Here is a 20,759-nt window from a genome sequence, read left to right on the forward strand (position 1 = left end):
AACTTAAGATTATGATTTATATCGATACTTATTGTAGTTGGCAGAATTTTAACAGATGAACCACTGTTGCGATATTGTTAATTGACTTGCGAGTGAAAATATAATTTTCGTTAACCTTCATGAGTTAATAATAGAAAAACAATCCCCCAACTTATTATCTGAGTGGCGTAATTGTTAAGAATTAAATTAACTAAAATCAAAGGAAAATCCTCGATGTAAATATCGAGGATGACAGGGTTGTTATGATTCCGACAATGCTAAACATTCAGACGATGTATTAATATTGTCCGGCAAGCTTTTGATATGAAATCTGCTTTTAGGCATGTTCAAATTTATGAATATAAGGCCAACCTGGGAATTGCTTACCTTTGCTTGGGTTTGTATTCCACTCCCAACATTCAAACTCAAATTGTTGAGCGTTATGGTCAACCTTTACAATACCGTAGCCTTCGCTTTTCAATGAGCGGTCTGCCAAAAAGTTACTCCATGAGTTATTGGTTTGTTGCTTAAAATCATCATAAGTCACTTTCGGGTTAACTACAGCCAACACGCGCATTTTATTACCAAAGATGTCAGTAAAATTGCCGGTATTAGGGTCATTATTAAATTGGTTTTCCAGCTTACCCAAGCCTTCAAACCAACGCTGCCAGAATGCGGCGGCGGCTGGGCCAGCAAAAAACAGCGGTCCATCATCAAAGGTTTCAAGTCCTTGTTTGGCCATCATTGGTAAATGTTGGTCGCCACAAATCACTACTGCACCGGCATCTTTAATCAGCTTAACTGCACGGGTTCTGCCATCTGGTGGATAGCCGTTTGAGTCATAATCTAATAGCGGCTCTAAGTTACTCTTGGTTTGAGGCGATCCCCAAATAGAAGAGGCAATACAAACCTTAGGCAAACCTTTGTCCATATCGGCCCATGCGCGTAAGAACTGCTCTTGACGATGACCTAACAACTCTCCCTGTGCGTGTAATGGATTGATCTTAATATTACGTCTTGATTTGAACTTTCTATCTTCTACCAACGCAAAGCTCACGCCACCATAAACAAAGGCACCATAAGTAACCGGAATATCATGATCTATTGGTGTAGGGTCATACGCATCTGGATTATGGCCATGCTGCATACGGTAAACCATTTTAACTAGCGCTTTGGTTTCCATATAGCCGCCGTCTTCTTCAGTGCGTTTATCACCCTCTAGTACCACAGGATCTCTACCGCCAACTCCCCACAAATTGCCTTGTAATACATCGTGGTCATCGGCTAGCAATATTGACGGTTTATTACGAATTGAATCTCTAAAGGTCCAGTACCATAAGTACCAGCGATACAACATATCTAAATGAGAGTCGGGTCTGCCTCGCCATACTTGAGTGGGCGTTGCTTCATAATATTGGTCACCACAAAAAACATACATATCGGGTTCATGACTATCACAATTATCGACTAACTCCGTATGCGGGAATAAAATGTTTTCACGACTAAAACGACCTAATAGCTTTTCTTGCTTTAAGCGCGTTTTGTAGTGTTCAATATCTAATGACAAGTTGGTTGCCACTAAACAAGAATATAATGCAATCGACAGCGGCTTAGACTGACCCGGGTCTTTCAATATTTGACCTTGGTATAGCACTGCTGCCTTGCCGTTTTCATGGCTAACTACACGGTAATCATATTGTTGTGTGTTATCCCAATTTTCTACTCTAAATTGAATCACATAACCCGGTTCAATTTGTGAATAACTAGATAGCCAATCGCTAGTTGATGATTGTCGATATTCTAGTGTAACGTTGCGATATTCATTATCAGCAACAGGCATAAATTGGGCGCTTAGCTTTAATACCGATTTATTCAGGCTATGCATACACCCAATAACCGGCCCTAATCCTCTATCATCAAATTGAGACAGTTTTTCACCACCAGACTGAATATCTTCAAACGACCATCTTGCGCCGCTTTGTTTAGATGGCATTGATGACAACAACATGACTCCGCCAAGTAACTCAGAACTAGGCACTCCAGTACGAACAATAAAGCCTAATTCTTTGTTGGTTTTACTGTCTATGGCTACCAGACGTACATCAAAGTTATTATTTGAGACTGGATCGATATGGCAATCTAGAATAATTTCACAATCATGAAGTAGACCGATGTTAACGGTATTGGTTCTAACCACTTTTTCGAATGCCAGTGGTTTATTGGTGTCAGAAAAGTCTCTAAAACTTAACTCACCTTTATCATTAATGACCGCCATAAAGCCGCCATTTTTTCCAGAAGCGCGTTGAATTAGCGCACTAGCACGGTAATCAAGCTGGTCTGCACCTGCCCCTATTAAAAAGCCACAAAAACCCGCTTTTGTTGGGGTTAAATTACTGACTTTGGCTTTAATACGTGCAGGCTTTGGCGCGTCATTGAGTTGCCGAGTTAAAATAGACACCGTACGCATTTCAAAACCACGTTCACCACGAATACATTCAATTTTTCCTGCATTCAAACGCCAATCTTGTAAACGGTTACCCCAAAAAGCTTTCCCAAGCCAAGGGCGTTGAACATTGCTTGGCAATAATTCAATGGGCGCAGTTTGCGTTAATGAGGGTCTATTAGCAGCCGCTCTTGCAGCTTGTGTAGGAAACAGCATGCTTCCTGCTGCTAGCGCTGACAGTTTTATAAAACTTCGTCTATCCATAACAACCTCATTTTTATCGTTTTTATCGTTTTTATCGTTTTTATCGTTTTTATTTAGAAATTTACATAACTTGCATCGTTAGGCAAGCATCCATAAGTCCGAGTAACTAAATAGCGTTTAATTACTATTTTGAAATGTGCCAGCATCCAAGATTTGTCTTTTAATCTGAAAACGGCAAATATAATTCCAGTTCCAACTGGCATCGTATTTATGACACAGTCCCCAAGATAGCCCTGGCTTTTTAGCATTTGGACCATTGAGGTCTAGTTGTGGGTTAATGAGTGCAGGATCTCTGAATAGACCGATGGCTTCAGGTGCACCTTTAATATGTGCTTTAATATCAAAATTAATGCCATCTGGCGCAAACTGAATAGTATTTTTTTCTGGGCCATCTGTTGTTAATAATGATGCGATACCGCCTTCAAAATTCCACACCACCACTTCATGACCACTATTTGAGATAGGATTGTATTCAGATTTGCGATAAGGTCCTTCAATTGTGTCTGCTACGGCAACACCATGTTTGATTTCTCGGCCACCAAAGTTCATTCCCTCGCCCATGGTTTCCCCCTTGTAATACAGGTAAAACTTTTCATCAAAAAACACTAAACAAGGGTCATGCACTTTGTGACTGTCAAAACTGCCCTTTGACTTCACTTGAAAACGGTTATCTTCATCACCAAGCCATTCACCATCTTTACTTGGGCTTAAAATAGCTTGAGGTGATTTAGCCCAAGGGCCGTATGGTGAATCGGCACTGGCCAATGCAATTTCTTCATATTGGCGGTTGGTATAAGGAGTTTGTACCGTTTGATAAACTAAATAGTAACGGCCTTGATGGCTGAAGACTTCTGGAGTGAATACAGCTCGGTCATCATAAGCACCTGGTTCACCACATTGAATTGCAGGTCCTTGCTCTTGCCAAGTTTCACCATCTTCTGATGTTGCATGCCATACTTCGGTTAAGTCCCATGGAAATACTTTATCTTCAAGATTGTCAGAGCCAAAACCTACGGTTTCACCTTCTCCTTTGGTGTACCAACAATGATATAAGCCATCGACCAGTAACACTGAAGATGGATCACGGCGGATCACTCCTTCTTCAAAGGCAAAATCCCCTTTCAATGGCGACACATCAAACTCAACCATCCAATCTGAGTTTTTATTATCATATCCACGTTCAATTGCACGGCGACTCGCTAAACTAAGTTTTGGTTGCTTATCATTCATAACGTTTCCAAAATGTTTATTGTTTAATTAAAGCGTTGTAATGTGTTTTGGGTAAAATAGCACCTTTAAATTGCACAACTTCACTCGCAATAAAACAAGCCTTGATAATGGCTTGCTCAATATCAAAGCCAACGGCTCTTGCCGCTAAATAAGTGCCTGCAAATGAATCTCCAGCGGCTGTTGAATCAACTTGTACTGGTGCTGCTTTAAATGGAATATGAGTCACCATTTCACCAGCTGAATATCCATAGGTCCCCTGTTTTCCAGCTTTTACTATGACTTCTTGCACCCCGAGACCAGTACAAAATTGACTAATTTGTTCTGCTGAATCTTGCTGAAATAAATGACTATGTTCTTCAATACCCGGGAGCGCAATATCACATCCACGATAAGCTTCTGTTAACCAATGGGTCGCATGGTCAACATCACACCACATGGCTTGGCGATAATTAGGGTCAAATGCTACTTTAACGCCCTGCTGACGTAATGTTGCCAAACTCGTCATCAGCTTAGCTTTATCTACATCAGATAAAATGGCTAATGAAATGCCACTGTAAAAAATTAACTCTGCACTGCTTAAATGGTTAACAATTTCATCCACGCTCTTTTCATGCAGCATTTGTGTGGCAGCAGAGTGTTTACGCCAATAACTGAAACTTCGTTCACCATTTTCATCAACATTAATACTGTAAACACCAATAGTGGCACCGTTAAGTTGAAAAGCTTTGCTGCTATCAACCCCCTCTGAATGCCACTTAGTCATCATATCTTGACTCATTGGGTCATGACCAATAGCGGTAAAAAATTCGCATGTTAACTGAGGGGCAAAGCGTTTTGCGTAAACCAGTGCATTGTAGGTATCTCCTGCGTATCCTCTAATAAACTGATTATCTCCATGAGGGATCAATTCCATCATACATTCGCCAATGGCAACAATACTCTTCAACGCTACTCCATTTTTGCTTGAACTACTCATAACTCAATAGCCGCCTTTTTCGGGATAGCTTTTTTAAAACTTTTACTGCTTAAATAGGCCTCTATTTCTTCAATGGTTTTATTTTTAGTTTCAGGCATGATTTTGTACAACATGACAAAGCCAATCACCCCAAAACAGGCATACATTAAGAAAGTAAGATCTGCACCAAAATTGTTTAACTGCCAAGGAAAGAATTGTTGAACAAAATAACTGACGATACTGGCAATAAACGCAAATACTGGAATAGCAATCCCGCGAATATGGGTTGGAAATATTTCAGAAAATAACACCCACATGATAGGTCCAATTGAGAAATGAAAAGCTGCAATAAAGCCAATAATGCCGCTGATGATCAAAGTTGCATCGATAGTTACCGCACTTTGCAACAATATACTTTCATGCACTTTTGCTTCAGATAAACCTATTAAACCTTCTAGTGCATCTTTAAAGTCAACGTCGTTGTCAAAACTGACATTAGCCAAACTACTAATATCAGCAATATTTAGACTTTGATGTAGTTGTTGAATCACTTCAGGAGAAAGCAAATATACCGCGTTAGCAAACCCTAAGTAACAAGCGAATAAACTAACAGTGGCTAATCCAAGTCCATAAATCACTAACGGCCTGCGGCCGACTTTATCAATTAATAAAATGGCAATGACTGTAAAAACAATACTGACTAACCCTAAAATCGTGGCTTGAAAAAAGGCTGCATCTGTACCAATGCCTAACTGTTCAAACACGGTTGGAGCATAAAACATAATGGCATTAATGCCGGTGGTTTGCTGCACGACTGCGATAGTGAACGCAATTAGCATTGCCATGCGAATATTCGGTTCAAATAACCCTTTCATCGAGGCAATAAACGACTCATTCTTTACATGGCTGGCCAAACTTTTGCGAATATCATTTAACTCTGCCTCACACTCAGTCGTTTTATTAAAACCATTTAAAATAACTGCAGCTTTATCAACTTTATCTTTCATCATTAACCATCGCGGGCTATGCGGAATACCTGTTAACAATAAAAACCACACAACAGCGGGAATAATTTCTACTCCTAACATCCACCGCCAAATATTTTTATCGTTGATCCCCATCAATTGACTAAGCTCTGAATCTGAGCCTAAAAGCGCCAATAAGCCGTAATTTGCAAAATAAGCTAAAGAAAGTCCAACAACGATATTAATTTGAATCATGGAAACTAACTTTCCACGTAATCTAGAAGGGGCAATTTCACCAATATACATTGCTGCAACCGATAAAGAAGTAAATGCCAATCCTCCAATAAATCTGGCAAATACAAGCGCTTCAAAACTAGTAGCCATTACTGATGCAATAGCCGAAAAGATATAAGTAAAAGAAATCAGTAATAAAGTTAACCTTCGACCAAATCGATCACACAAGTGCCCAGTAATCATTAACGCGAACAACACCCCAAAACCAGGTGCGCTTACAACCGTTCCTACTTCAAGTTCAGATAAGCCAAATTCTGTGGTCACAAATTTAATTGTGCCAGAGATCAGAGCAGCGTCTAGACCAAAAATAAATCCACCTAGCGCCACGACTAAGGCACAATAAAGTACATTGTATTTTCTTCGACTCATGTGATTACTTCCATATTATTGTTTTTATCAGCTTTAAACTGACTAATGTGAGTTAACAGCGTTAACAATCAAGAATCTGATAGCAAATTGGTTAATTAAAGTGTATTTAGCTTTATGACTCTGCATTTACTCTGACACCTGTACAGGGCAGCTCATATAACTTGACTTAAGAGCGCAAGCAACAACCTAATCACAAAGTGCCAACAACACATTATCATCAAGCACAACACACACGCAAGCATTGTTAACAATTTACTATATTTAATTTATCACTTTCTCACTCGCAACAAAAAATACCATCAAAAAAATGCAATAAAAACAGATCAATATAGAATGCACATTGATAATTCCATGCTTAAAATAGTGCTAATCATTTCAATCTTTGATAGTAAATTTGATTATTAAATGATTGCAATAGCAAAAAATAGGATGTAGATTGTTAACAAAATTGCAGCGTGAGAATAACATTTATCTGGTTCTGTACAAGATTGTGGTGGATATACAGCAAATAGACAGATAGCGTAATTGACTTAGCCGAATGCACATAAAAAACAGTTCATATAACAGAACCAAGAGATTATAACGATGGTAAATACAGGCAATATAAGTGGTACACATTTGATGATAAATGGCCAACAACAATCGAGAAATAAACCGCCAATGAACACCAAAAGTAAGCTTTTATTAGTATCAGCAATATTAAGCTGTCTATATGGTTGTCAAAATGAACTAGATAATAGCGGTACGGAAAAAAGCACTAGAGAACAAGTTAATTCCACTAGTAATAAAGAAGATGCATTATTACAAACACTCTATAGCTTCAGCCATAATTCTGACTTAACAGAAGTGAAACTCAACAATGCACAATCAAGTTTGAATGCTGATGGTCTTAATATCGAATTTAAATCTGCAGAAACAGGCAACGCAAGCGTGGTTTTTGAACCCAAAGAACCGTGGGATTGGAGTAATCTAGAAGACTTTAATATTGCATTTTCCATGGCAAATAAGGGCAAGCACAGTGTCCAAATTTATTTAGATATGACCGATATTGATGGTGCAACTTATACCCGCAGTTTAAGTGTACCTATTAGTTCAACACCTGAAACCTACTACGCAAAAATGTCAGGCCACGATTTAGGGACTCCTGAAGGAGATGAAAAAGTAGAACTAAACTTTCATTCTGGTCTACGTTCAAACCCCGATACCTGGGAAAGTAACGAACATCAATTCACTTCTTTATGGGGTAAAAAGAACTTAAACCTTAAAGGTATCGCGAAAATAAGCTTATCTGTAAAAGGTGTTATTTTTGACAAAAGCCTAATAATTCAAAATATAAAAGTTCGCCAGAACCCTGATTTTAATCAACTATTCTTGACAGATATAGTTGATAAATATGGACAAAACGCCAAGATAGATTTTGCAGGTAAAGTCCATAACGACCAAGAGTTGATTAGTCAACGTGATGCCGAACTCGCCGGTTTAAGCGGTCAACTTCAACCCGAACGCAGTAAATTTAACGGGTGGCTTAATGGCCCTAAACTGGAAGCGACAGGTTTTTTTAGAGCAGAAAAAGTTAATGATAAATGGTCTTTGGTTGATCCAGAAGGCTACCTATATTTCGCCACTGGCATAGATATCATTCGATTATCAAATTCATCAACCATGACAGGTTATGACTTCGAACAACAATATATTGTTCAACGCGCTAAAGATGATGTCACCCCTGAAGATTCACAAAAACTTAATCGAGTTTCAGACAAAGCCATTGCTAGCCGTTTTAAAGCATCTGATGTTCGAGCTGGCATGTTTACTTGGTTACCTGATTACGATGAACCACTAGGCAAACACTTTGGTTATCGTAGAAGCGCCCATTCAGGGCCATTAAAACACGGTGAAACCTATAGCTTTTATGCCGCAAACCTTGAGCGTAAGTATGGTCAGCAAGGGCAAGACTATATGCAATCATGGCGTGATGTAACGGTAAACCGTATGCTTGATTGGGGATTCACCTCTTTAGGTAATTGGACTGATCCAAGTTATTACGATAACAACAAAATGCCTTATTTTGCGAATGGGTGGATTATTGGTGACTACAAAACGGTATCCAGTGGCAATGACTTCTGGGCACCTTTACCCGATGTTTTTGACCCTAAATTCAAACAACGCGCCTTTGCCACTGCACAAGTGGTTGCTGAAGAAGTTCGTAATAACCCCTGGTGTGTTGGGGTATTTATTGACAATGAAATGAGCTTTGGTCGCTCAGAAACCACTGAAAGTCGTTACGGTATTGTGATACATACCTTAAAACGTGACGCAGGAGAAGTGCCTACCAAAGCTGAGTTCAGCCGTCTGATGAAACTAAAATATGGTAACATAGATGCATTAAATAAGGCTTGGGAGAAACAAATACCTAGTTGGAAAGCATTTGATGAAGGCATTGACTCATCAATCAATAACAAGCAGCAACAGGCTGATTACGCAGACTTATTGAGCGCTTATGCAGAAAAATACTTCAGTTCTGTAAATGATGCCTTAGCTAAGCACATGCCAAACCACATGTACTTAGGTTCCCGATTCCCTGATTGGGGGATGCCAATAGAAGTGGTTAAAGCGTCAGCTAAATTTGTCGACGTTATTAGCTTTAACTCTTATAAAGAAGGTTTAAACCCTAAATTCTGGTCATTTTTATATGAAATCGACATGCCAAGCATTGTGGGAGAGTTCCACATTGGCGCTAAAGATTCAGGCCTGTATCACCCAGGGTTAATTCACGCAGCAAACCAACAAGATCGTGCAAAAATGTATCAAGATTATATGAAATCAGTCATTGAAAACCCTTACTTTATTGGCGCACATTGGTTTCAATATATCGACTCGCCTATTACAGGCCGCGCCTATGACGGTGAGAATTATAACGTTGGCTTCGTCACAGTGACCGATACTCCTTATCCCTATATGGTTGAAGCAGCTAAACAATTACACAGTGAAATGTATCAACAACGATTTGGTAAACAGTAGCTTTTTATTGAGGCAGACTTTTCCCCAGAGTACGTCTCAATTTTTATCCAACCATAAATTGGTTGATTAATATCTGGTTAGGTCTCCAGATTAGCCCTAAGCACAAAATTGCGACATAAACAGTAGGTTGTTCAGTCACTGTCTATTGTCAACAATTTTACGTGTTTAGGGTGTTTTTTTATAAAAACGAGTACACTCGAAATTTTTTAACCATATAAATTAATGCCTTAAGCAAAAAACTACTGTATATTTTTAACAATATTACATTTGACAATTGTATTACATAATCTAAATGTCTAGAATGTATACATATTATGAACACATTGGGACTCTTATGGCGACGTCAAAACCAACAAAAATCCTTTCGGTAAAAGATCAAATAGCAGACCAACTTCGCTCAGATATTATATCTGGGGATTTAGCTCCCAATACTAAATTAAACGAACAAGAGTTGGCTAAACGCTTTGGGTTGTCACGTGGACCCATTCGAGATGTTATTTTACAGCTTTCTAAAGAAGGCTTGTTGATTTCTAAAAACAACTGCGGTGCGTCGGTAAATAGTGTTTTAGAACCAAAATTACAAAAGTTAATGATTAACTTACGCCGAAACATAGAGGTTTATGCAATAGAAAGTCTGAAAAATAACCCTCTGACAGAAGAAGACTTTAACCAACTTGAGTCTATTTTGAATGATTTACAAAGTGCCTTTGATTGTGAAGATTTCACCGAAGTCACTAAAACTGATATTTCATTTCACAACTATTTGATCCATAAAGCCGGTGGTGAAGATTTGGTCAATATTTGGTACCCATATGTTATGCGCATGCGACTGAACTATAAGCGCATCACAACAGGTTCTGAATGTGTAAATGAACACAGAGGCATTTTACAGGCATTACGCGATGACGACATCAGCAGCGCAGTTAAGGCGATCAAAGCGAATATCAAGTAACTCGCTCACCCATTTCTATCTAACAAAAGGACAGTTTGCCACTGTCCTTTTTTAATACGCTGAATTCAGTCGGTTCACAGGCTAGCATTCATTTCATAAATTAAATTATTAAGGGTTTAACTTGCTCGCGACCACTATTATGTTTTAACACTATTCATTTACAGTGTGACCTTCCTCGCTTTCAATCGACTAAAATGTTTGCTCACCGGATTCACTATTAACTTCAATGATCGTTGCAATATATAGATCCAAATAAGTACTTTAATTACAAACCAACAAATATAACTCACATGAATTATATTCAACACCTATAAATAAAATATAATTTAAAGTTATTTTACAACAGCTTACATATGCTATGAATTACTTTAAAGTTTACCCGCCGACAAAATAGAGGGTATTGTTAACAATTCACCAAAAACAATGTAATGTATCTGTGTAATCTTTGGGATATTCATGTTTGTATCTAGTTCACAATCTATGATTTACATAATTAAGAATTAGATGGTTGTCTGCGTAGTCGTTAATCCCTTATTTTTTAATAACAATTGAAGTGAGCACTATGAGACAAGACAATAAGCATTACTCCAACTATTCATTTATATATAAATCCTTCGCTATATTGGTATTAAGTTCAAGTTTAATGGCCTGTACTGGCTCCTCAGACGAGCCTGCAAGCCCACCAACATCCACACCACCGGCAGCTACACCACCGGTAACCCCAGACATAACACCAGTTGAATTTAGCTTTATCAACCAAACAGATGTAGCACTTAACAGCCTCATCACGTCTAATACTGTTTCCATAACAGGTATTGATACTGACGTCGATATTACTATTAGCAAAGGAAAATATTCCATTAATGGTGCTCAATTCACTGACGCACAAGGCAAAGTAAAAGCCAATGACACAGTGACAATAGAGCTATTATCTGCAGAAACATCTAGCACAGATGTGCTCACAGAACTGACCGTGGGTACATTTACCACTTCGTTTATTGTAACCACCACAGGCGAAATAGAGCCTGAAAATGTAAAACTTTTCTTCAACCTCGATACTACGCATTCCGTTAACGGTGTTAATCAATTTTCGCGAGAAAAGTTTATCACCATTCATGCCTCACATACTGAAAACGATTGGTATAACGTAGGTACCAATGAATCTGCCGATCTTATTACTGAATTTGTTGAAGACTACGATGTGTATTTTGGCCGTGATACTGGTGGTATGCGTTATCAACTCAGTCTATTGGCAGAATCAACAACCAACAGCGGCTTTGTTGACCCGCAAATGGCCACCAACAATGGCGGAAATAGGAGATGGAATTATAGTACGGCAACCGATGTAAGATCTGAAACCCAACGCAAACATGAACACCGTAATAAAAATATGGTCGTTGCTGCGCAACAACACCCTTATTGGCCTGATGGCAAAGACACAGGGCAAGGTTGGTCATTTTCACAAAAGGACAGCGCCACAGAGCCCTTTGGCACCGCTACCGGTGATTATATGGGGCAATTTGTAGCCAAATACTTTAACAAAAATGATGGCATTGATGTCTACGGACAACCTAAGCCCAAATACATTGAAGTGATGAATGAGCCACTATACGACTTAGTTGATTATGCAGAAGAGCCAACCACAGTCACTAAAGTATTTGAATTTCACAGTAACGTCGCAAAAGCCATTAAAGCTGTAAAAGTCGATGACGTATTCGCTAACGATAATGTGCTGATTGGCGGTTATACCGTTGCGTTTCCTGATTTTGATAAACAAAATTTTGAGCGTTGGGAATTAAGGGATAAAGCCTTTATTGATATTGCTGGCGCAGAAATGGATTTTATTTCACTACACCTATATGACTTCCCTGCTTTTCAAAACAGAGAAGAGTTAAGAACGGGCAGTAATATTGAAGCAACTTTCGATATGCTTGAGCAATATATGGCGATGTCTTTAGGACAAGTTAAACCTTTTATCATTTCTGAGTATGGCGCACAAATGCATTCACTGTTTAACCAACCTTGGTTACCACAGCGTGACTGGAATCATTTAAAAGCGATTAATGGGCAATTGATGTCGTTTTTAGAGCGTCCAAACCAAATTGAAATGGCGATTCCGTTTATCCCAGTTAAAGCTGAATGGGGACGCTTAAGTGAAACGGTCCCCTATTACACTCGGTTAATGCGTCAAAAGAAAGAGGCGTCAGGTCAAACTGGTGATGAATACGTTTATACCGAAATGGTGAAGTTTTACCAATTATGGTCAGAAGTTAACGGAACTCGAGTTGATAGCTTTGCTACTGATGCTGATTTTCAGTTAGATGCATACATTAATACCAATGATGCGGGCAATAGCGATGCTTACCTTATTATCAATAGTTTGGAACAAACATCACAGCTAGTTGATTTATCACTACTGGGTTTTGATGAAACATCCATCAGCGCAATTAGTATTAAACAGCTATCTCATGACAATCAAACCCCTGTGTTAACTGAAACTGAACCGCAGTTACTCGCCGATATTGCATCACTCACTATCGGCGCAGAAGCCACAGCAATTATTAAACTCTCATTTAATAAGCTCATCACTCAAGGGCATAATCAAAATGAAACCAAATACTACGCAGATACTTATAAGCAAAGTATTGTTGCCGATAATCCGCTAACTTTTAACCTTAATAATGTTGTTATTGCCGACAATGGTGAAGCGACATTACGTATAGGATTAGGACGCGAACACGGTAAATCACTACAACCGATAGTTAGCGTCAATGGCAATCCCGTTGCAATTAAAACCGATTACCGTGGCTACGATCAATATGCTAATGGTTCTGGTCGTCTGCAATTTTTCGGATTAATCGAAATTCCTATTAACAACAGCTATGTAAGCCAAAACAATCAAGTAGAGATTACTTTTGATGACGATGGCGGCTTTGTTACCTCTGTTTCAATGCAATATTTTGAGCAATCAAAAAAACTCATTCGCGAATAAAACACAACAAACTAAACGCTATTTTAGGTGCAGTGAAAACTGCACCTAAACTCATCTTACGATGGTGATATTACCTCGTTACCGCAGAGGTGAGATCTATTCCTGTTGGGACAGGAATAATCTTAAGAACCAAACTTTACCCATATTAATGATTCACTAAGGAAAGGAAATTTATGAAACATTATTTAAATTTTATATGCGCAACAGCGTTAATAAGCACGAGTGTTTTATCCAGTTCAATTTATGCAGCTGATTGGGATGAAATTCCACTGCCCACTGTAGCTGGCAATGGTCTCGTTTGGCAATTGAATGAGCAGTACTCCGATTCCTTTAACTATAACGGTAAAACATCGACATTTTACAGTAAATGGAATGACACGTACTTCAATGCATGGGAAGGACCAGGACTAACACGTTGGAACAGCGCAGAGTCTTGGGTAGCTGATGGTAATTTGATTATTAGCGCATCGCGCAGAGCCCCTGACTTGGTGAATGCAGGTGTTATTAGCTCAAAAACTAAAGTTAAGTACCCTATTTTCTTAGAAGCCAATATTAAGGTGAGTAACCTGGAGTTATCATCAAACTTTTGGCTACTGAGTGACAATGATGAGCGTGAAATTGATATTCTAGAAGTATATGGCGGAGCACGTGAAACCTGGTTTGCACAAAATATGTCGACAAACTTCCATGTCTTTTTACGCAATAGTGATAACAGCATACGTAGTGACTTCAACGACCAAACCCATAATACACCAACTTGGGGAAACTATTGGCGTGAAGGATTTCATCGCTTTGGCGCTTATTGGAAAAGCCCAACTGACGTCACCTTTTATATCGATGGTCAAGAAACCCCACAAGGTTCATGGGACGAAGTTGTCATGAAAGATAAAGACTACACTGGCGCGATTATGGATAAAAACCAGTATACAATGGACGAGGAGATGTTCATTATTCTCGATACTGAAGATCATTCATGGCGCAGTGAAGCTGGCAATATTGCAACTGATGCAGATTTAGCTGACGCCAATAAAAACAAAATGTATGTAGATTGGATCCGCGTCTATCAGCCTGTTAGTGATGGTACATCAGGTAATAATCCTGGCGGTGACATCAATCCTAATACTCAATATCAAGTCGTCGCAAAACATAGTAATAAATGTATCGATGTTGTGGATAGTAAAAAATCAAACGGCAGTACTTACCAACAAACAGCTTGTAATAACAACAATAGTGACCAACAATTTAGTTTTACTGAATTATCCAATGGTTTCTATTCTATTAAGGCTAAAGTGAGTAACCTTTGTTTAGATTTATCAGCGGGTTCAACCGCTAATGGCGCCAAAATACAGCAATGGGTTTGTAACAGTAGTAATCAAAACCAAATGTGGGATCTCATCGACAAAGGCAATGGCCAATATGAAATCCGCAATAAGGTCAGTAATAAATGTTTGGATATAGCGGGTAAACTAACATCTGATGGTGCAAGCCTTACCCAATGGTATTGTTATGATGGCGATAACCAACGCTTTTCATTAAAACAATAGTTTCTAAAGTAACCTATCCTAAAAAATGTGCACCCAATGTTTACTATAAAAATGCAGTTTGGGTGTTTATTACATTAAACCATCAACTCTAAGGACTTGTTGTGGAGCATCAAGCATAAAAATACCCCGATAAAATCGAGGTACTCCGATTTAAGCGCTTAAAACGTAAATTTACCTTAAAAATTATGCATGATTTGCGCTATTCCGTAATGTGATTAAATGTTGAATTTGTCCCATTGATGCCATCATTAAATGACAAGCCTGCAGATAACCATTTTGATGAAATTGCTCTAATAAGGCATCACTAAGGCAAGCAAGTTTTTTTTCATTGATTACATACAAACCGTCAAAGTTAACCTTTTGGGTAGCTAAAGTTGAGTCCACTCCTTGCTGTGAAGCCGATGGACTAGCTGCTGTTAATTTTGTATTGATAGTTACCCCCAATTGAATAGCTTCAATTAAATCGTTATCTGCAAGTGTTTGAATAAATTTCTCAGTGCGTAATATACCTTGAGAAAGGCCAAAGACCATCTTACTCATTGCCGTTAAATAGTCTGTTGGTTGTTGGTTTTCATCAAATAATGCGTGGGCATTATCTGCGGTATCGCCTTCAATAACCCTCTTACTATTCATATCAATAGTTAATACCGTATTATCAGCACTAGCAGGCAATGAGCTTTCGCCAATGAGTCCGACCATAAAAGGCTGTCGACGAATATGAAGGGGGATATAGTGACTGCTCCAGCCATCTGCTGTTAAAAATAGGTTCTCTCCGGGTTCAAAGCCCAATAATGCATGCAAGCCAAATTGACCCGTTTGATTATCCTTTAGTAAACAGCAAGGGTATTCCAAAATCAGGCTACGTAACTCATCTGCTATGACAGGCACAAAGTGAATATTTTCGCCAAATTGATTACCATGGCCACTGCACACTTTAGTATTTTTATGGATGTTACTATCAACAATGATATTGTTCACGGTTGCTCCTTTTATACTCGTTGTAAACCGTATTGATTGATTAACTTTAATAGTTCTCGATTTGACATTAAATGAGCGCTTAATTGTGAGGTGTCAGATGCGACTTTTTGAAACAATAATGCAGCATCTTTTTGTGCTGTATCAGCTAAACCCCGATGCGACGCTTTAGTTTTAAACCCCATCCCATAAAGAACATATTGATAACTGGCAGCAGGAAAGACTTCTGTAGCATGGATAAAGTCATTATCACTTGGAATATGGTACTTCCATAAGCTCAGCAATGTTTTAAGGCTTTGTGGAATAGTGTCTGGGTGGCGATTATCTATCCAGAATTGGCTATCATCACGCTGAGTCAACATATAATGCAGCTTTAGAAAATCTATGATCCTCTCCCAGCGGTATGTAAAGGTTTGATTAAATCGCTTCGCTACAATATCCATACATGCACGATTAGCAGGTAACTGCTGGGCTATCATGTTGGCAGAGATCTCTACTAACAACAGTGCTGATGCTTCTAATGGTTCTAAAAACCCTGCAGATAACCCCACCGCGACACAATTGCGATGCCAAAATTGCTCTCGATAGCCTGGATTAATCGGTATTTTACGAAATGTTAATTCATCAATATTGCTTACTGAAGGCGCAAGATATTGTTTAAGCTCAGCAATTGCCGTTTGCTCTGAAATATACTTACTGGAATAAACATGGCCTACCCCTCGGCGACTTGATAAACCTATGTCCCAAATCCAGCCTGCGGTTTGCGCTGTTGAAATGGTTTGTGAGGCAATGGGGCTTTGCTCGTTTTCATAGGGCACTTGAACGGCAATAGCATTATCAACGAATAATATGTCTTTACAGCTTTTAAATGGTACTTGGTAATGCTCCCCAAGCAGCAGTGATTTAAAGCCACTGCAATCTATAAACAACTCACCATATACATCACCAGATTTCGCCGTCGTCACACATTGAATATCCCCACTATCATCATTATTAATTGCAATAACATCATCGACAATATGGTTAACATTCAGTTGGCTAATACAGTGTTGTTTTAAAAACTTAGAAAAACGACCTGCATCTAAGTGATAAGCATAATTAGCAACAGCATCGTACTCTGCTGTAGTGATTAATTTAGGGGCTAATCCGGCTTGGCATATTGCTTCTTGAGGGCTTAAACACATTGAAAATGACAAAGCTTGATTAGGTACCCATTCCGCATTAGCCTGATGATATGGAAATTGAATATTGAACCAATGTGCGGCCAGATTATCATGCTCACCACCTTCGGGAAGCATTAAAGGATGATAGTAGTAATCATCTTGCTTTCCGGTGACCCATTGGCAAAATTTAGCTCCTTGCTTAAAGGACACATGACATTGGCGGATAAAATCGGTTTCTCTAATTCCCATATTTTTTAGCGTTCGGCGCATGGTAGGCCAAGTACCCTCACCCACGCCAATGGGCGCCACATTAGCTGACTCAACCAATGTGATACTAAAGTTTTTTTCATGCTGCTTGTTTAGCTTTGCCGCTAACGTGCCAGCTGTTATCCAGCCAGCAGTTCCCCCACCTACAATAACGATATTCTCGATAGTTTTATTCTGCTGCTGATGCTGTTCGTCGATTGGATTGTTCGCTAAGGATTTAGACATGATTTACTCCAATTCTCGTTTTGTCATTTAAAATCTACTACAAGCTAAAAAGGCTGCTGCAAAAAGCAGCAGCCAGAGGCTCAATTAGCTAGGTACTCACCAAGATTAAAACTTGGCACTTATACCAAATGTAAAGCGAGGCCCGTATTGCTCTGCAGACAACAATTGCTCTTCAAAGCGGCCGAATCGACGTACCGTTTCATCGGTTAAATTAAGGCCATCTACAGATACAGTGAACGTGTCGTTGATATCGTAGGACACACTCATATCAAGTTGACCATAAGCTTCAGTAAACGTAGGTTCATTACCAAGCGCTAGCAAGAACTCATCACGCCAGTTATAAGCGATACGGGCTTGAAAGCTATCATTTTCATAAAATGCCACCAAGTTTCCTGAATCGCTTAAACCGGTCAGTGCAATAGTTTGATCGAAGTTATAAGGGTCAAAGGACTCATCACTGTTTACGATTGTGTAGTTAGCCACGGCACCGAAGCCACTATCCCAAAACATGTATTGTGCATTTAACTCCCAGCCATCAACCTCACGGTTTTGTAGATTGTCAGGCGTAGCAACTTCCCAGGTAATCACAGGATCTGTCGCAACGCCTAAACATGCAGGATTTGGTATATCAGCAGCATCAGGGCACCCTGCACGAGGGTTGACACTTGGGTCTGTTAATGGCTGACCTTTAACATCATTAATCGAGCGGTTTTCAGTACCGGCACCGATGAAGTTTTCAACATACTTTTTAAAGTAACCAGCAGAAGCAAAGCTACCATCATCGAAGTACCACTCTAATGACAAATCAAAGTTATCCGATGTGATAGGTAAAAGGTTTGGGTTACCCTGAGATGCGTTAAATGGTCCACCCGGACGTGCATTAACATTGGTTGCCGGGAACATGGCGCTAACACCAGCGCGTGATAATGTGCGGCTATAAGAAAAACGCGTTACTAGCTCATCAGTGACCGTCATATTGAAATCAAAATTAGGTAAAATTCGAGTATAGCTACCGCTTAATTCATCTGCTGTTGGGACATCATCATAAACAGGACGCAATTCTTGATCATGTCGATAATTCATCGCAACAATACCATTTTGAACCGAATAAGCAGACACATCGGTATCTTCGTAACGCACACCTACATTCATTTTGACTGGCATGTCATTAAACTCGGTATCAAAATCAAATGACAAATAAGCCGCTAACGTTTCTTCATTGACGCCATTGGTTTTAATATTCGGCTCGGCGAACTTGCCTTCATTTTTGACAATATCGATGAATTGATTAACATCATATTGTGAAATCAACGGGAATAATTTATCCGCACCCGAGAATTGATCTGCAGTATCGCCAAGAGGCTTAAAGCTAAGATCGAGATCATCAAGTGGCACATCAACAAATGAGAATACTTCACTTAAACGTGTATCAATGGAGTAGTCAGTATTCATAATACCGAAATTGATTTTAGTTAATGCACTGTCAGATGATGCGTTTTCCCAAGTTCCTGAAAAACGATATTGCTTAACATTGTTTTCCATTGAGTAGCCACGTTTTTGATATAAATCAGAAACGATATTGTCTTTGTTATAAGCCCCACCTGGTAAGTTTGAGTCATCAACAATAATTTCGGGAATATCGCCAATAAAATTAGCGCCAATTAAGCCAACTGAGCCAGATGGATTTTTTAAATTAGCTAATGTCTCTGCGGTTTGACCATCAGGATTAGACTCTGAAGTTGAATCATGAATATCAAGCTCAAAACTTAAGGTATCCGTTGCTTGCCATTCAATGTTCAGGCCCAGTGAATCATTTTCTTTTTCTTCGTAATATTCCCACGCCCAAAAGTTTAACTCATCGTCTTGATCCCGAGGATTCCACAAGGTGCCATTAGCATCGGCAGATCCACTTGGATTATCGAACCAAAACGCTGAACGGTTGGTCACACTGGTTTGTTCAAAGCGAGAGATAGTGTAATCAAGTGTGGCAACAACTGAATCAATTGGCTGGATTTGTAAAACAGCTTGAGCATTTTGACGCGTTCTTTCGGTATCCAGTTGCTCTGTTTTAGCCGTCCACGGCGTCCAAATTGCTTGCTCTGGGTTTCTATCAGTATCAATGGCCGATAAATCTACATTGTCACGGCTACGGTTTCTAACCCAACCATCTGTCCCTACTAAATCGGTATGACTATTTCGTTCTGCGTGAGAGGCTGATAATAAGAAACCGACTTTATCATCAGCAAAGGTTTGGCTGATCATGCCTGAAACTTCTGGCGTGACTGAATCTCCTTCTTCAACGCTGGTATCGTAAATACCTTTGGCACTAACAAACGCCTTAAAACCATCATAGTCAAATGGACGCGCTGTAGCGATATCAATAGTCGCGCCAATACCACCTGAGGTGATGTGTGCTTTACCGGTTTTGTAAACGTTTACACCAGAAACACTTTCAGCAGCAATCTCACGAAAATTAAAACTACGTGAAACCCCTGCTGATTGCAGCGCAGATGAATTTGGCATTTGACGACCATTTAAGGTTACTAGGTTAAATTCAGGCCCAAAACCACGAACAGATACCTTGTTACCTTCGTTATTTGCACGGTCAATAGAAACACCAGCAATACGTTGCAGCGACTCTGCTAAATTAGTGTCAGGTAATTTACCTATATCTTCAGCACTGATTGCATCGACCACACCATCAGAATAACGCTTAGTTTGAGCTGATTTAGTCAGAGAACTTCGAATACCCTTAACTTGAATAACTTCCACTGCGGTTTCTGCACTATTGCCATCAACGCTGTCAACTTCCTCAGCTTGTGCCCCAACACTTGCTGCTATCAACATCGCACAATAAACAGAATTAAATCTGAAATTTTTATTTTTCATCATGAAAAACCTTCTTGTTATCGGATTTTAAGCCTTAATCCGACCGCATGCATTAGCGCACACTTGTGACCGAATTGTTAACAATCTAGCTATTTATTAACCACCCTGTCAATAGTTTTTTGAAGTTTGTTTATTGTTGACAATTTTTAATGCTTTTTAATGACGCTCAAAAATGCGTAGATAAGTGTTTTTATATCTATGAAAAAAAGAGATAAATAGCCATCTTTATCCGTAA

At 39.2% G+C, this 20,759-nt stretch carries 11 protein-coding genes; 4 read left to right on the forward strand and 7 right to left on the reverse strand.

What is annotated here, in order from left to right:
- Positions 1-316: 316 nt before the first annotated feature.
- From Q4557_RS17015 to Q4557_RS17030, 4 genes are all read right to left on the reverse strand, one after another.
- Positions 317-2,686: a hypothetical protein gene (locus tag Q4557_RS17015; RefSeq protein ID WP_303414176.1), complete on the reverse strand. Its 2,370-nt coding sequence runs from the start codon at positions 2,684-2,686 to the stop codon at positions 317-319.
- A 117-nt stretch (positions 2,687-2,803) separates the two neighbouring features.
- Positions 2,804-3,916, reverse strand: coding sequence for a glycosyl hydrolase (locus tag Q4557_RS17020; RefSeq protein WP_303414178.1), 1,113 nt, complete (start codon positions 3,914-3,916; stop codon positions 2,804-2,806).
- A 16-nt stretch (positions 3,917-3,932) separates the two neighbouring features.
- Positions 3,933-4,892 (reverse strand): sugar kinase, encoded by a 960-nt coding sequence (locus Q4557_RS17025; RefSeq protein WP_303414180.1) that lies wholly within the window; start codon positions 4,890-4,892, stop codon positions 3,933-3,935.
- Complete coding sequence (locus Q4557_RS17030) at positions 4,889-6,499, reverse strand: MFS transporter (protein WP_303414181.1); 1,611 nt, start codon at positions 6,497-6,499, stop codon at positions 4,889-4,891. The genes Q4557_RS17025 and Q4557_RS17030 overlap by 4 nt, the downstream gene beginning before the upstream one ends.
- A 660-nt stretch (positions 6,500-7,159) precedes the next feature.
- Here Q4557_RS17030 and Q4557_RS17035 point away from each other — a divergent pair.
- The 4 genes from Q4557_RS17035 to Q4557_RS17050 all read left to right on the forward strand — a co-directional run bounded on the left by Q4557_RS17035 (position 7,160) and on the right by Q4557_RS17050 (position 15,005).
- The gene (locus Q4557_RS17035) at positions 7,160-9,517 is read left to right on the forward strand and encodes a beta-galactosidase (protein ID WP_303414216.1); all 2,358 of its coding nucleotides are present in this window, start codon (positions 7,160-7,162) and stop codon (positions 9,515-9,517) included.
- A gap of 334 nt (positions 9,518-9,851) precedes the next feature.
- Positions 9,852-10,469 (forward strand): GntR family transcriptional regulator, encoded by a 618-nt coding sequence (locus Q4557_RS17040; protein ID WP_303414183.1) that lies wholly within the window; start codon positions 9,852-9,854, stop codon positions 10,467-10,469.
- Positions 10,470-11,031: 562 nt separating this feature from the next.
- On the forward strand, positions 11,032-13,461 hold the full coding sequence (locus Q4557_RS17045) for an agarase (protein WP_303414185.1): 2,430 nt from the start codon (positions 11,032-11,034) through the stop codon (positions 13,459-13,461).
- Positions 13,462-13,634: 173 nt separating this feature from the next.
- Positions 13,635-15,005 carry an RICIN domain-containing protein gene (locus Q4557_RS17050; protein ID WP_303414187.1) on the forward strand — a complete coding sequence of 457 codons (1,371 nt, stop codon included), beginning with the start codon at positions 13,635-13,637 and terminating at the stop codon, positions 15,003-15,005.
- A 183-nt stretch (positions 15,006-15,188) separates the two neighbouring features.
- Here the strand turns inward: Q4557_RS17050 and Q4557_RS17055 are convergent, their stop codons facing one another.
- From Q4557_RS17055 to Q4557_RS17065, 3 genes are all read right to left on the reverse strand, one after another.
- Entirely contained in the window at positions 15,189-15,983 is a 795-nt protein-coding gene (locus Q4557_RS17055; RefSeq protein ID WP_303414189.1) for a SapC family protein, read from the reverse strand.
- Positions 15,984-15,994: 11 nt separating this feature from the next.
- A complete protein-coding gene (locus Q4557_RS17060) occupies positions 15,995-17,635 on the reverse strand; it encodes a tryptophan halogenase family protein (protein ID WP_303414191.1) in 1,641 nt (546 codons plus the stop codon).
- A gap of 105 nt (positions 17,636-17,740) precedes the next feature.
- Positions 17,741-20,524, reverse strand: coding sequence for a TonB-dependent receptor (locus tag Q4557_RS17065; protein WP_102519593.1), 2,784 nt, complete (start codon positions 20,522-20,524; stop codon positions 17,741-17,743).
- Between the last annotated feature and the right edge of the window lie 235 nt (positions 20,525-20,759).

This window comes from Shewanella sp. 5_MG-2023, from assembly GCF_030547465.1.
Classification (GTDB): domain Bacteria; phylum Pseudomonadota; class Gammaproteobacteria; order Enterobacterales; family Shewanellaceae; genus Shewanella.